We start from the raw sequence: 14,506 nt of genomic DNA, 5'->3' as shown, positions 1-14,506 counted from the left end.
CGGCATGAACAACCTGCACCGGGAGCTCGCCCCGATCACGGCCGCGGCCTGGGCGCAGATCGAGGAGGAGGCGCGGCGGTCCTTCCGACGGCATGTCGCGGGGCGGCGCGTCGTGGACGTGTCGGGCCCGAGCGGCCCGGAGCTGGCGGCCGTCGGGACGGGACACCTCACCGACGTCGAGCCGCCGGCGGCGCGTGTCACCGCGCGCCTGCGGGAGGCGCGGCAGCTGGTCGAGCTGCGGGTGCCGTTCACGGTCGGCCGCGCCGCGGTCGACGACGTGGAGCGCGGCGCGCAGGACTCCGACTGGCAGCCGGTCAAGGACGCGGCCCGGGTGATGGCCTTCGCCGAGGACCAGGCGATCTTCGACGGCTATCCGGCGGCGGGCATCGACGGTCTGCGCGTGCGCAGCTCCAACCCCGCGATCAGCCTCCCGCCGGAACCCGAGGCCTTCCCCGACGTGGTCAGCAGCGCGCTGACCGCGCTGCGCCTGGCGGGCGTCGACGGCCCGTACGCGGTGCTGCTGGGCGCCGACCAGTACACCTCCGTCAGCGAGACCTCCGACCACGGCTACCCCGTCGCCAAGCACGTCGAGCGCCTGGTCGACAGCGAGCTGATCTGGGCGCCCGCGCTCAGCGGCGGCTACGTCCTGTCCACCCGCGGTGGCGACTTCGAGCTGCGGCTGGGGCAGGACCTGTCGATCGGCTACACCGCGCACGACAAGGACAGCGTCGAGCTGTACTTCCAGCAGACGCTGACCTTCCTCACCTACACGGACGAGGCCGTCGTGGTGCTGCGGCCCTGAGCGCCGCAGGCACGGCCCGCAGGGCCTCAGGCGTCGTCGTCCTCCGGTTCGGGGTCGAGGCCGACCTCCTCGCGGTCCAGTTCGGTGCGCTCCTCCAGCTCGTCCTCGTCGGGACGCCGGGGCAGACCGCCGCCGTGGCCGGTGTCCGGGTCGCCCTCGACGGCCTTGTTCGACTTGTGGTGCGACATGGCTCCTCCTCGGGACGACTACTCCCCACTCAAGCCCCATCGCGATGGCCTCGCAAACGGGCTCACGCTGATCGTCTGGCCCGCGTTGATCAACGGGATTAGCCTGTTTCCACCAGCCGGGAAGGTGAGTGTCATGAACAACTCCGAGGACCCGCAGCAGGAGCAGTCTCCCCGGGCCGACATGGAGCCCAGCGTGGGAGCCCCGCCCACGGAGCGCCCGGAGTTCCGGCCCTACCACCATCCGGCCGCCGGCTGGGGCGCGGCCAAGAGCGTCACCAAGTTCCTGATGCGCGCGGGCGAGTACGTCGACGGACCGCGCGCGGTCATGAAGATGAACCACGAGAACGGGGGCTTCGACTGCCCCGGCTGCGCCTGGCCCGACGACGTCAAGGGCCTGAAGCTCGACCTGTGCGAGAACGGCATCAAGCACGTCACCTGGGAGATGACCCGCAAGCGTGTGGACCGCGCGTTCTTCGCGGCCCACACGGTGGAGGAACTCTCGCAGTGGAGCGACTTCGCGCTGGAGGACCAGGGCCGGCTGACCGAGCCCATGGTCTACGACGCGTCCACCGACCACTACGTGCCGATCAGTTGGAAGGACGCCTTCGAACGCGTCGGCGGCGCGCTGCGCGCACTGGACGATCCGAACCAGGCGGCGTTCTACACCTCGGGCCGGCTCGGCAACGAGGCCACGTTCCTCTACCAGTTGATGGCCCGCGAACTGGGCACCAACAACCTGCCCGACTGCTCCAACATGTGCCACGAGGCCAGTGGCCGGGCGCTCACCGCCTCCCTCGGCACCGGCAAGGGCACCGTGGACCTCAAGGACTGGGAGACCACGGACGCGCTGTTCATCATGGGCGTCAACGCCGCCTCCAACGCGCCGCGGATGCTCACCGCGCTCGCCGAGGCCTATCAGCGGGGCGCGCAGATCGTCCACGTCAACCCACTGGTCGAGGCCGCCGCGCGGCGCGCGATCATCCCGCACGACTTCGTCGACATGGCGCTGAACAAGTCGACGAGGACCAGCACGCTGAACATCCAGCCGCGCATCGGCGGCGACATGGCGCTGCTGCGCGGCATGGCCAAGGCGATCCTGGAGCAGGCGAGGACCGACGCCAAGGCGCTGGACCAGCTCTTCATCGACCGGCACACCCACGGCTTCGAGGAGTACCGGAAGGTCTGCGAGGCGACCTCCTGGGAGGAGCTGGAACGTCAGTCCGGCGTGCCGCGCGCGGACATCCTTACGGCCGCCCGCGTCTACCGCGACGCCGACCGCAGCATCGTCAGCTGGTGTCTGGGCGTCACCCAGCACGAGCACGGTGTCGACACCGTCCGTGAGATCGTCAACCTGCTGCTCCTGCGCGGCAACCTGGGCCGCGAGGGCGCGGGCCCTTCCCCGGTGCGCGGCCACAGCAACGTCCAGGGCAACCGCACCTGCGGCATCGACCACCGCCCGACGGCGGAGTTCCTGGACCGTCTGGGCCAGGTCTGCCGCATCGACCCGCCGCGCGCGCACGGCAAAGACACGGTGGCCACGATCGAGGCCATGCACCGCGGCGAGCTGAAGGTCTTCGTGGGCATGGGCGGCAACTTCGCCCTCGCCGCGCCCGACACGCCCTACACCTACACCGGGTTGCGCAACTGCGAGCTGACCGTGCACGTCAGCACCAAGCTCAACCGCAGTCACCTCGTCCACGGACGCCAGGCGTTGATCCTGCCGTGCCTCGGGCGCACCGAGAAAAACCGGCAGCGCACCGGCGAGCAGGCGATGTCCGTCGAGGACTCGATGAGCATGGTCCACCTCTCGCGCGGCATGAAGCAGCCCGCCTCGCCACACCTGCTGTCCGAACCCGCGATCATCGCGGGCATCGCCCGCGCCGCCCTGCCCGGCAGCAGCACCCCGTGGGAGTGGTACGTCGAGGACTACGACCGCATCCGTGACACCATGGCCGAGGTCCTGGACGGCTTCGAGGACTTCAACCGGCGGGTGCGCCTGCCGCTGGGCTTCCGGATCAAGCAGCCGGCCCGCGAGCTGGTCTTCGAGACCCCGTCCGGCAAGGCCGAGTTCTCCGCCGCCGCGCTGCCGGACGTCGTCCCCGCGCCCGGCATGCTCGCACTCGGCACGATGCGCTCGCACGACCAGTGGAACACCACGATCTACTCCGACGACGACCGCTACCGCGGCATCCGGAACCTGCGCACCCTGGTCTTCATGAACCCCGACGACATGCGCGAACGCGGCATCACCGAGTTCGACCCCGTCGACGTCACCGCCACCGCCCGGGACGGCTCCACCCGCTCCCTCGCGGGCTACCTCGCCGTCCCCTACGACATCCCGCGCGGCTGCGCGGCGGGCTACATGCCGGAGATGAACGTGCTGTGCGCCATCGGCGACTACAGCACCCAGAGCGACCAGCCGATCATGAAGCACCTCAAGGTCACCGTGGTCCGCTCCGAGAAGATCTCCACCCCGCCCCACCGCGCGGAGCCCGCGCACCTGGCGTGAGGGCACCCGACCGCGGCCGCCGACGGCCGTGCCGGAGGCGCGGGGTTCCGGGTCGGGGGCGCTCCGCCGGTCGCGGCACGCTCGCCCGGCAGGCTGACGCCGCGTGCCCGCAGCCCCTCCCGCTTCGTTGACCCTTGCGTGACTTCTGCGGAACCGTTTTCGCGGCGCGCCCCCTCCGGTGCCGCACGGTCGAGCGACACGCCGCTGTTCCACGCCATCGCGGCGTCCTGGACCGCGCTGGGCCGCACCGTGCCCGGAATCCCGGACCCCGAGTGGGACCGCCTCGTCGCCGCCGGGCCCCGACCGCGCCGTCGGCTGCTCTTCCCCAACCCGCGCCAGAGCGGGCCGCCGTGACGACCCGCCGGGCCGAACGCGGCGGTGGCGTCAGTCCAGGCCGGGCAGCGGGCCGTCGCCCGGCAGCGGTTTGAGGTCGGTCAGCCAGCGGGCGTCCGGGTCGTAGGAGGCGAAGAACGGACGCCCCACCAGCTCCGGGTCGCGCGCCTGGACGTAGTGGAGCACGAACGACCGCCGCCCGCCGACCTCCGCCACGCCGTCGACCTGCACCTTGCCCGGCGTCGCCGACATGATCGGACCGCGCACCGTCCGGGCCAGCCCGGAGACCTGCGCGTACGCCTCCCGGAACAGCTCGTACGCGCGGGCCAGCGGCACCGCGAAGTAGTCCTGCGGACCCGTGTCGCGCTCGACGAACATGTAGTACGGGACCGCGCCCTGGGCGACCAGCCGCCGCCACAGCACCGCCCAGTCCTCGGCCCTGTCGTTCACGCCGCGGATCAGCGGCGCCTGACAGCGCACCACCGCGCCCGTGCCCTGGACCCGGTGCAGCGCCCGCACGGCCGCCTCCGGCTCCAGCTCGCGCGGGTGCGAGTAGTGGCCCATCAGCGCCAGGTTGCGTCCGCTGCGGACGACCCGCTCGAACAGCCGCAGCAGCTCGTCCGCGTCCGGGTCGGTCAGGAAGCGGTGCGGCCAGTACGACAGCGCCTTGGTGCCGATCCGGACCGACTCCAGATGCGGGATCTCCAGCAGCGGGTCGACGTAGCGGGCCAGCACGGCGCTGCTCATGATCAGCGGATCCCCGCCGGTGATCAGGACGCCGGTGATCTCCGGATGGGCGCGCACGTACGCGGTCAGCGCCGCCGCGTCCCCGCTCGCCATCCGCAGGTCCGGCTCGCCCACGAACTGCGGCCAGCGGAAGCAGTACGAGCAGTATGCGTGGCAGGTCTGGCCCTGCCGGGGGAAGAACAGCAGCGTCTCGGCGTACTTGTGCTGCATGCCCTCGACCGGTTCGCCGTCCAGCAGCGGCGCGTTGAGATCCCGCTGGCCGCTCGGGTGGGGGTTCAGCCGCAGCCGGATCTCGCGCACGTCCGTCCGCAGCCGGTCGGGGGACGCGCCGTCACGCAGCATCCGTGCGACGCGGTCGACGTCCGCACGAGGCAGCATGTCCGGTTGCGGGAAGACCAGCCGGTACATCGGGTCCTCGGGCGCCGCCTGCCAGTCGATCAGCTCGTCGACGACGTAGGAGTTGGTCCGGAACGGCAGTACCTCGGCGACGGCCCTGGCCCGAAGGCGGTCCGCCTCGTCCAGGCCGGCCCGCGCGAGGAGCGCGTCGAGATGGGGGAGGGCAAGAGCCCGGAACACCGGCCGATCACCGTTCTGCACTGCCACGCACTGAACCTCTTTGGCTCTCCGCCGTGCCGCGCCCTCCCGGCGCACGCTCGGCCGACGTCACCTCAATCATCGCACGGGGGAGGCCCTTGATCCGCACGAACACCTCCGCGTCCACGCCGTACTTCTCGGTGAACGCGGCCCGCAGCCGCCCGAGGAGGGCGACCTCCTCGGTGTCGATCAGCTCCAGCTCGTGGTCCTGTTCCGTACCGCCGTCCACCCGCACCGTCACCGGGCGGTCCCGGTGCCGGGCCAGCTCCACGACGAGCCGCTGGTCGCTCAGGTACAGGACGCCGTCGTCGTCGACGTACTCCAGCCACATGGGGGATCCCGACTCCCCGGTGTCCGGGTCGACGAACTGCACGTGCCGGGTCAGCACCTCGTTCACGCTGCGGGAGCGGCTCCACAGCTCGGCGAATCGCTCGGAGACGAAGGAGCCGAGCGGCGTGGTGATCCGCACCTCCAACTGCTGCCCCTCGCCCGAGAGCCGGTCCACCGGGTAGAAGCTCACCATCATCCGTTCCCCGCACCGGTACAGCTGGATGGACGGCGCGGCGGCGTACACCCGCACCTGCAGCCGGTCCCGCTGCTCCTCGGGGAGCTGCGCCTCCAGACGGCGCAGCTCCCGCAGGTTGCGCATGACCTCGCGGCGCACGTCCGCGCTGAGCTCGTGCGAACGCTGGCGGGCCGCCATCGAGTCCGGGTCGAGCAACATCACGCGCACGGTCGCGCCCCGCCGGATCGCGGTCCGCGCCGCCTCCGCGAAGCGCATGGCGCTCGCACCGGACAGCAGGTAGGAGAAGGTGTCGAGCACGCAGACGATGTCGCCGGTCTGTGCCACCTTGTCGCAGAACGAGGGGTAGTCGAGCCTGAGGTGCTCGCGGACGCGCTCCTCCTCCAGCCGGGTCAGGACCGGCTGGATGACCAGCAGGGTGACCATTGTGGTGAGCATCTCCGGCGCCAGGTTCAGCAGCAGGTTCTCCCGGAAGTCCGGGAGCCCCCGCGCGAACCAGATGCACATCCCCGCCACGACGCCGATCACCGCGCAGAGCAGCAGCACGCCGCGGCGCACGCGGCTGTCCCCGAACAATCGGCACCCCCGTACCCCGATCCGGAACACGTTCCTCCCGCGGATCGGGCGCGTCCGTACGGACCTCGATACCCAGGCGGTGCCCGGGCATGCGCCTGTCGCGTTTTGTTGAGCGGGAGTTGAGGATGCGTTCCGGAGCACGGTGGCCCGGTCGCAGAGCCTTTGCACGCCCACGCAAAAGTCTGGCTGTCGGGATGGCGACCGTCGATCGTGGTTCCGGGACTTCGGTCACGAGGACGCCTGCGGCCATGTCGGACGGGTTGAATCGCCGACGTCAGGGGCGTTTCGCGGCTTGATCGCGTTGGTACTTTGTCATGAGCGTGTCTGATCACCTGCCGTCGGAGCTGCATGCGTCGGTGGGAAACCGGGGGGAAACATGCATCAGTTGATCACCCATGCCTGTCCGGAGTGCGCCTCGTCGCCGACGGGGAGCCGTCAGGGCTGCGGCGGGCCCACCGATCTGGAGCGGGAGTTGCTGGCTCTGCTCGCCCAGGGACTGACCGATGCCACGGTCGCCAAGCGGCTCAACATGTCGCTGCGGACCGAGCGCAGGATGGTGGCCGAGCTGATGCGCCGGCTGGGCGCGAGCGGCCGGTTCGAGGCCGGGGTCAAGGCCGCGCGACGTCGGTGGATCTGACCCGGACGGACGGCGGCGGCCCGCCTCGGAGAATGCCGAGGCGGGCCGTCGTGTCGTGTCGCACAGGGCCGATCAGGTTCCCTGGACGCCGATCTGGCGCAGTTGCAGGTAGTGGTCGCCGTACTGGTCGGCGTTCAGGACCGTGGCGTTGACCTTGACGTACCTCGCCCCCGTCGCGTTGAAGCGGAACTGCTGCGGTGCGTCGCCGGGCTTGGGGTAGTTGACCTCGTTGGCCACCGTGGTCCAGTTCGTGCCGTCCACGCTGGTCTGGATCGTGAAGGTGACCGGGAAGCACATGCCGATGGCGTTGGCGGCCTCGTCGCGCGGGTAGAGGTCGACCTCGCCGATCTGGTGCGTGGTGCCGAGGTCGACCTGGGCCCACTCATTGGTGTTGGCGCTGCTGTCCTTCTGGCTGGAGTAGCCGCGCACCGTCCCGGCGCCCCGGTAGATGCCGTCGGTCAGCTGGGTGGCTTCCCAGCCGGTGAGCTGGCTGGAGGCAGTCGCCACGCCGCCGGCCGCCAGGTTGGTACCCAGCGGGGGAGTCCAGGCCTGATTGGCGTTGCCCAGGCAGTCGTAGATCTGCAGCTGGGTGCCGTTGCTCAGGGAGCCGCCCGGGTCGTCCAGGCAGCGCCCGGAGTTCGGATTGAGCAGGTGGACGTTGCCGTTGCCGTCGGACTGGGCGACCCACTGCTGGTTGGCCCCGCCTTGGCAGTCCCACAACTCCACCAGCGTGCCGTTGGCGGTGGCGCTGGACCCTCCCGTGATGTCCAGGCACTTGGTGCCGTTGGAGGCTGTCAGGGAGAGGGACCCGTTGGGGCTCAGCGTCCAGTTCTGTGCGGATCCGCCGTTGCAGTCCCACTCGTTGACGTGGGTGCCGTCGGTCTGGTTGGCGGTGTAGTCGTCTATGCACTTGCCGGTCAGGGTCGGGCTGTAGAACGACCCGCTCGTCTTGGTGGAGGTGAACGCGCTGTTCTGGAAGAGCCAGGAGACCTGGTCGGGCGTCAGGGTCTGCTGGTAGACGCGGGCGTCCGCGATGCTGCCGTTGAAGCGGTACGCGAGGGTTCCGGCGCGGTCGGACGCGCCGATCACCAGCGCGCTGCCGGTCTTGGTGGCGCTGTTCCAGGCCGCGTGGGTGGTTCCGGTGCCGGCCAGCTGACCGTTGACGTAGAGGCGGATGGTGCCGCTGGTCGCGTCGAACGTGCCGACCAGATGAGTCCAGGTGTTGAGGGACACGTCCGAGGCCGGGGCCGCGGCCCAGGTCCAACCGGGGCCCGGGTTGTCGCTGGTGGGCATGACCATCGCCCAGGAGTGCTGCGGCGGGTCGTAGTCCAGGTAGAACGACTCCATGTTGGTCCCGGCCTGGGCCAGGACGAAGTGGTAGGTGGAGGTGTCCCGGAGATTGACCCAGGCCGCGGCGGAGAACGACTTCGAGGTGTCGACGCTCGGCGCCGCGGTGATCTGACCCGTGCCGTCGAAGGCCGCCGATCCGTTGGGGCTCCAGGTCACGCCGGAGGTGCTGAGCGTACCGGCGTCACCACCGGGGCTGCCGGTGTCGGCGGCGGTCGTCCCGCTGCCGTCCGAGAGCTTCCACTGGCTGGTCGCGCCGCCGGTCACCACGACCGAGGCCGAGCTGGTGGCGGTGACGCCGCCGGCGTCGGTGGCGGTGACCTTGACCGTGTAGGTCCCGGTCGAGGTGTAGGTGTGGCTCGCGGAGGCCGCCGCCTGCGGTCCGACGACGGTGCCGTCGCCGAAGTCGAAGCTGTACCCCGTGACGGCGGTCGTGCCCGGGTAGGTCGCGGTCGAGTCCGCGGTGACCGGCACGCCCGTCAGCCCGGTGGCCGGGATGTTCAGCCCGAGGCTCGGGCCGTTGCCGACGGTCGGAACCAGACTCAGCGTGTCGATGCCGATGACGTACCGGTTGCCGACGCTCGCCGCGTTGGTCCCGGTCATGGTGAACGTGAAACTGTGCATTCCGGCGCTGAGCGTCACCGTCCCGAAGTGGACCGGGACGATGGACACGCCCGACGCCTGGTAGGCGTCGTAGGTCAACGGCAGTGTGGTCGCCTGCGCCGTACCGGAGTCGACGGCGACCGACACCTGGCCGCGGTCGTTGGTCTTGGTCAGTGCCGCGGTGACGGAGTACGTCCCCGCGTTCGCCACGAAGTAGTTCATCGTGACCGACTGGTTCTGGGCGGTGCCGGGGAAGTAGAGCTGCTCGCCGTTGGAGAGCGAGATGCCGCAGCAGTTGCCCTGGATCTGGGTCGCCGGACCGTTGACGCTTCCCCAGGTGGACTCGGCCTCGACGGTCTGGGTCTGGCCCTGACCGGTGGGCAGGACGAAGCGCTGGGCGGGGTCCGGGTTGCTCGCCGTGTCCCAGCACGGCCACAGCTGGAACGGGTTGAGGTTGCTGTTGCTGGCGCCCGAGTCGTCCAGGCACATGCCCGCGGCCGGGTTGTAGATCCAGTAGTGGCCGGCGGCCGAGGGCGAGGGGATGATCCGCCAGGTCTGGTACGAGGCCCGGTTGACCAGGTCACAGGCCTGCAGCGTGACCTTGGTGGCCTGGACCAGGGAGCCGCTCGTGTCCATGCAGGTGTTCTGCTGACCGTCGCCGCCCATGAACCTGATCGTGCCGTCCGGGTGGAAGGCCCACCCCTGCGGACGGGTGCCGTTGCAGTCGTACAGCTCGATGGTGGTGCCGTTGGCCGTGCTGCCGTACTCGTCGTCCACGCACTTCTGACCGGAGGGGCCGCCGGTGACGTCGTTGACGATCTGGCCGTTGATGCCGCTGGTGATGGGTGTGCCCTGCAGGTTGCTCACACCCGCGGTGGCGCCCCAGTTGATGGCGGTGGCGGTGGTCTGGCCCTGGGAGGCCAGGTTGCTGCCGATCGGGCCGAGCAGGACGGAGACCTGTCCGTCCGGGCTCATCGCCCACAGGTCCGGGTTGCCGTCGCCGTTGAGGTCACCGGCGGTGTTGACCCAGGTGTAGGGGGCGAACTGGCCCGTGCTGCCCAACTGCTGCTTGTTGCTGAGGTCGCCAAGACCCGCGCCGAGGGTGCCGGTGTCCGAGTGGTTGGTGAACTGCCACAGGGTACCGGCGGGGTCCTCCGCCCACAGGTCGGGCATGCCGCCCGAGCCGCCGGGGTGACCCGCCGCGTTGCCCGGGGCCATGACCCGCATCCGCGACCAGTCCCAGCCCGGCTGGGAGACCGAGAGCAGCACGGGGTTGGTGACCTGGCCGGTGCCGGCCGGCGAGAACAGCCAGACCCGGGTGTTGCCCTGGTAGCTCTCGACGGTCACCAGGTTGGTCTTGCACGCCGTGGTGGGAAGGCTGATGGTGCAGCCGCCGCGCACCGGCCCGAGGGCGATGATCTGCTGGACGGAGTTCCAGGTCGGGTCGTAGCCGACGCAGCCGCCGTTGAGCGCCCCCGGCGTACAGCTCGGCCGGGTGACCACGGCCTGCTGGGTCTGCGCGAAGGCGTTCAAGGTCGTCGGCGGGGTGTAGCCGGGCTGGGTGCTGGCCGACGCGGTCTGGGAGTTGTAGTAGTAGGAGAGGTGTCCGTTGCCGGAACTGTCCCTGTCGAAGGCGAAAAGGTCGTCCGTGGGCTGAACCCGTTCGGCGCCGCGGTGCGTGATCAAGGCGGTCGACCACGAGCTCCCGTTGGGCGCGGACGCCGCCGGTGCCGCCTGGACGGCGTTGACGGAGCCTGCCGGGTCAAGGTTGGTCGGGTAGATGATCAGGTTGCCGTTCTTGTCGGCGCCCATCAGGTTCGGGGTGCCGTCACCGCTGACGTTGCCGAAGGACACGGGCTGGAAGGCCTGCGCCAGGAAGAAGTCGTAGCGCATGTAGGCCGAGACGTTGCCGGCCTTGTCCACTGCGGAGACGTACAGGTAGTTGGTGCCCCAGTGCTCGCCGTCACCCGCGCCGGACGCCAGGGTGATCGGCACGGTGGCGTTGGTGGTGCCCAGGCCGGACGTGCCGGAGGCGCTGGCGTTGACGGTGCCGCAGGCGGCGTTGGCGATGCCGGTGCAGTTCCCGGCGCCCTCGTTCGTGCTGGTGGTGTTGAGCGCCCAGTCGAAGTGGTCGATCCCGGTGGTGGGCGCGGTGGCGTTGATCGTGATCGTGCCGCCGGTGCCCACGGTCGGGTACGAGGCCAGCTGCTTGCCAGTGGCAGGGAAGGTGGACTGGGTGACGGTGGGCTGGTTGGGCGGAGTCAGCGCGGCTGTGAACCAGCACTTGGGGCTGGCCGGCGCCGGGTAGGGGTTGCCGTTGTTGTTCCAGGCGTTGTACAGGTCCTGGCCGTTCGGGTTCACGAACGTGCCGTTGGTCATCCACTCGTCGTCGAGGGCCTGGCCCCAGAGCCCGTATGTGTGGCCGTCCTGCAGCGTGACCGGGCTGCCGTCGAATCCGTTGCCGCCGGTCGGGGAGACCTGGGTCAGCATCTGCCCGGTGACCGTGGTCGGCGCGACTTGGTACCCGTAGCCCGTGGTCAGCGTCCCGGCGTAGTAGCTCGATTGGGGGCCGCCGGGGTAGTCGTCGAGCATCAGCGCCCAGGACGCCTGCCGGGAGTCCAGGTCGTTCAGCGGAATGCTGATACCGACGTTGGCCGCCTGGACCGGCAGATAGCCGGCCGTCTGCTGGGTGGAGCCGCACGGGTTCTTGGACCCGCTGTGGTTACCGATCGGCGTGTTGGTCACCGACGGGGTGCCCCACCAGGGCTCGGAGACGAAGTTGACGGTCACGTTGGGGTTGTTGCCGCCCGCGTTCTGCACGAAGTACGAGCCGTAGTTGTTCGTCGTCGAACCCTCGTTCGCCGCACGCAGACCGATGGTGTATGTCCCGCCGCCGGCGTTGTAGACGTCCCGCACCTGTTGGGTGATGTTGACGCTGAACCAGTTGTTCTTGCAGTTGGTCGACCCGCCGAAGGTGCTGATCGGGTTGGTGAAGTCGCTGCCCGAGGTCGGCCACAGGTTGGTGTCACTGCCGCCGTTCTGGTTCGACCAGTTGGAGCCGGTGTTGAACTGGTTGGCCCGCCACGCCTGGGTCGAGGGGCAGGTGGCACTCTGCGAGATCAGGTTCAGGAACGCCCCCGTCACGAAGGTGACGTTCTTGCTCTGGTCACCGGGGTACGCGCTGAAGTCAGGGGGCTTGGGCAGGTTGAACGCCGAGAACGACATCAGCGAGCGCACCAGGGTGCCCGCGGAGTTGCCGACCCGGACGGCCGAGGTGTCGTAGCCGCTGTAGGGCCACGGGTTGCCGTCGTAGACGGAGTTCCCGTTGGACCAGAGCTCCAGCCAGTTCTGCGGGTTCTCGACCCACTGCGGGTCGATCTCGACCGGCCAGACCGTGGACTTCGAGGTCAGCATGGACTGGTCCGGCGTCACGGTCACCGACCCGTGCGCGACCGCGACCTGCATCTTCGCCATGTGCGGGCTGGCGGCAGCGTCGGCGTGCGGCGCGTCCTTGCCCGTCGCGGCGCCGGGCGCCGGTGCGCCGGACGAGTCCCACATGGCGGGCGCGGGTCCGCCGAAGACCTCGTGCCCCTTCGCGTCCTTGGCCGTCACCCCGCCAGCGGACGTGGAACCGACCGACAGCCCCTGGCCCGTGACACCCAGTCGGATGGACTTCAGCGCCGGGTTGGCGGCGGCCTTGGCGTTGTGGACCACCAGCACGTCCTGCACGCCGGTCGGCAGCGCCACCAGGTTCAGATCCACGCCCGGGTACACGTTGGCATACGTCGCCGTGGCGCCCGAGAGTGTCGGAGCAGGCAGCGCGCCGCCGGGCCAGGTGAAGGTCAGGACGTGCCCGGCGCCGTCGTCCACCACGGCGAGCGGGCCGCTCCCGCCGCCGGAGAGCTTGACCGACGCCAGGGTGACCTTGGACCGGACGCTCCCGTCCGCGTTCTTCACGAGCGTGGTGTCGATCGGCTTCCAGGAACCCCCCACCTTGGCCCGTTGCGGGTTGAGGAACTCCTGCGCGGTGAAGTGCCCGGCGGGGTTGGCCGTCAGGGTGGTGTAGGGGTTTGTCGCGACGTCCACCTGCACCGGCTTGTGCGTCTTCTTGGCCTTCGCCATCGCGGTGGCCATGCCGCTGAGCAGCGGGTTGGTCGTGGCCGGCCGCGCGGTGCCGGCCTGCGCCTTCCCCTTGCCGGCGGACGGCGCGGAGCTCTTGCCGGGCGCCTTCGACGGCTTGGCCGACTGCGTCGAAGACGCCGTGGCGGTGTTGGAGCTGCCGCCCGACGGCACCGTGGGGGTGTCGGCCGCCAGGGCGCTGGACGGCAGCGCGCCGACCAGCACCACGGCCACGGCGGCGGTCGCCAGACTGAGGCGCGTTCGTCGTCGAGTGGGAGGTGATCCTCTCACCGGTCCTCCAGATCACTGTGGTCAGGGCACCGACCGCCAAGTCGGCGCGATCGTCCGGACTGTAGGAGCACGGACGCGCCGGAATCCCGGTCGTGCACGAAAGCTGACAGCTTGATGCCAGATGGGCCCGGCGCGCCTGATGTGGACCCGGTCGAGGGTGTTTCACTGCCCGGTGCGACGTCGTGGAGGGCGGGTTTTCGGGCCCTGGGGCGTCACCAGTTCGCCGGAGTGGTTCTCGACGAAGGGGTTGGCGGGGGCATGGGACTGTGGAGGGCGGCCGTGGGGGTCGTTGCGTCCGCGTCGTCCGGGCGACGGCGTCCGGGCGGACGGCGTGCGGGCGGACGGCGTCGGTGGACGTTGGTGACGGTGTTGGCGGTCCTGGTGGGGTTGCTGGCCGCGCCGCTTCCTGTGCTGGCGCAGCAGGCTGCGGCGGTGGAGAGGCACGGGGGGCGGCCGCATCCGCAGAAGGTGTGGAAGCCGCGGGATGTGAAGGGCCTGCCGAGTTCGCACCCGGTCAAGGGCACGCCGGCGCATGGCACGGACACTGTCACGCATGTGGTCTCGCAGGCGCCGGTGAAGCCGGTGTGGCCAGCGGCGTCGACGTTCTCGGTGACGCTTGGCCAAGCGGCGGTTTCGGGTAAGGCGGTGGCGTCGAAGACGCCCGCTACCGGCGCGGGCAACCTCGGGGCGGCTGTGGGCGTGACGGTGGCCCCGGCGGGCACTCTGGCGACGGCCGTGGGGGGCGCGAAGCGGGCGGTGATTGGGAGCGGTCCGGCCTCGGTCCGTGTCGTGGTGGCCGATCATCGGGCGGCCGTGGCGGCGGGTGTGCGCGGGATCGTGGTCCAGGTGGCGCGGGCGACGGATCGACGTCCTCCGGCAGCGCTGATGTCTCTGTCGCGTACGGGAGTTGGGCGGAGGCGTTCGGCGGGGACTTCGCCGGGCGGTTGACGTTGGTGTCCTTGCCGGCTTGTGCGCTGACCACGCCGGCGCGGGCTGCCTGCCGGGTGGAGACGCCGGTGCGGACGGTGAACGACCGCAAGGACCGGCGCCTGGTGGCGACCGTCGCGCTGCCTGGTGTGACGGGTGACTCCGGGCCTCGCCGGGGCGCTTCTGAGGCCCAGGCAGTCCAGGTTGAGCCGCTGGTGCTGGCTGCGACGAGTACGGCTTCGGGTGCGAACGGGACTTATGCCGCCTCGTCGCTGAAGTCCTCGGACTCCTGGACCACGACGGGCAACTC

10 protein-coding genes are annotated in these 14,506 nt (G+C 70.4%); 6 read left to right on the top strand and 4 right to left on the bottom strand.

The genetic code is table 11. The features are described from left to right. Window positions 1–4 precede the first annotated feature (4 nt). Complete coding sequence (locus TR49_RS14650; protein WP_042382018.1) at window positions 5–802, top strand: family 1 encapsulin nanocompartment shell protein; 798 nt, start codon at window positions 5–7, stop codon at window positions 800–802. A gap of 26 nt (window positions 803–828) precedes the next feature. Here the strand turns inward: TR49_RS14650 and TR49_RS44505 are convergent, their stop codons facing one another. Continuing rightward, window positions 829–990: a hypothetical protein gene (locus tag TR49_RS44505; RefSeq protein WP_169789987.1), complete on the bottom strand. Its 162-nt coding sequence runs from the start codon at window positions 988–990 to the stop codon at window positions 829–831. Between the two features lie 181 nt (window positions 991–1,171). Between TR49_RS44505 and TR49_RS14645 the strand changes: the two genes are divergently transcribed. Both TR49_RS14645 and TR49_RS42765 read left to right on the top strand, forming a co-directional pair. Next, the gene (locus tag TR49_RS14645; protein WP_152627284.1) at window positions 1,172–3,499 is read left to right on the top strand and encodes an FdhF/YdeP family oxidoreductase; all 2,328 of its coding nucleotides are present in this window, start codon (window positions 1,172–1,174) and stop codon (window positions 3,497–3,499) included. A gap of 138 nt (window positions 3,500–3,637) precedes the next feature. Further along, window positions 3,638–3,853, top strand: a complete 216-nt coding sequence (locus TR49_RS42765) for a hypothetical protein (RefSeq protein ID WP_152627266.1) — start codon at window positions 3,638–3,640, stop codon at window positions 3,851–3,853. Window positions 3,854–3,883: 30 nt separating this feature from the next. Here TR49_RS42765 and TR49_RS14640 read toward each other — a convergent pair whose 3' ends face one another. Both TR49_RS14640 and TR49_RS14635 read right to left on the bottom strand, forming a co-directional pair. Further along, on the bottom strand, window positions 3,884–5,182 hold the full coding sequence (locus TR49_RS14640) for a KamA family radical SAM protein (protein ID WP_042381761.1): 1,299 nt from the start codon (window positions 5,180–5,182) through the stop codon (window positions 3,884–3,886). Continuing rightward, complete coding sequence (locus TR49_RS14635; RefSeq protein ID WP_152627265.1) at window positions 5,163–6,254, bottom strand: hypothetical protein; 1,092 nt, start codon at window positions 6,252–6,254, stop codon at window positions 5,163–5,165. Before TR49_RS14635 ends, TR49_RS14640 begins: the two co-directional genes overlap by 20 nt. A gap of 394 nt (window positions 6,255–6,648) precedes the next feature. On the opposite strand from TR49_RS14635, the gene TR49_RS41485 reads away from it, so the two are divergent. Further along, entirely contained in the window at window positions 6,649–6,909 is a 261-nt protein-coding gene (locus tag TR49_RS41485) for a LuxR C-terminal-related transcriptional regulator (RefSeq protein ID WP_084724905.1), read from the top strand. A gap of 72 nt (window positions 6,910–6,981) precedes the next feature. Here TR49_RS41485 and TR49_RS14625 read toward each other — a convergent pair whose 3' ends face one another. Beyond that, entirely contained in the window at window positions 6,982–13,212 is a 6,231-nt protein-coding gene (locus tag TR49_RS14625; protein ID WP_042381759.1) for a ricin-type beta-trefoil lectin domain protein, read from the bottom strand. Window positions 13,213–13,629: 417 nt separating this feature from the next. Between TR49_RS14625 and TR49_RS14620 the strand changes: the two genes are divergently transcribed. Further along, window positions 13,630–14,217 carry a hypothetical protein gene (locus tag TR49_RS14620; RefSeq protein WP_042381757.1) on the top strand — a complete coding sequence of 196 codons (588 nt, stop codon included), beginning with the start codon at window positions 13,630–13,632 and terminating at the stop codon, window positions 14,215–14,217. A 68-nt stretch (window positions 14,218–14,285) separates the two neighbouring features. Continuing rightward, on the top strand, window positions 14,286–14,506 hold a 221-nt coding region (locus tag TR49_RS45545; RefSeq protein WP_236653366.1), incomplete at its 3' end, for a hypothetical protein.

Origin of the sequence: Streptacidiphilus melanogenes (assembly GCF_000787835.1) — a bacterium.
GTDB lineage: Bacteria > Actinomycetota > Actinomycetes > Streptomycetales > Streptomycetaceae > Streptacidiphilus > Streptacidiphilus melanogenes.
Note: the sequence above shows the minus strand (reverse complement) of the source record. Positions and strands in the feature narration are given on the sequence as shown.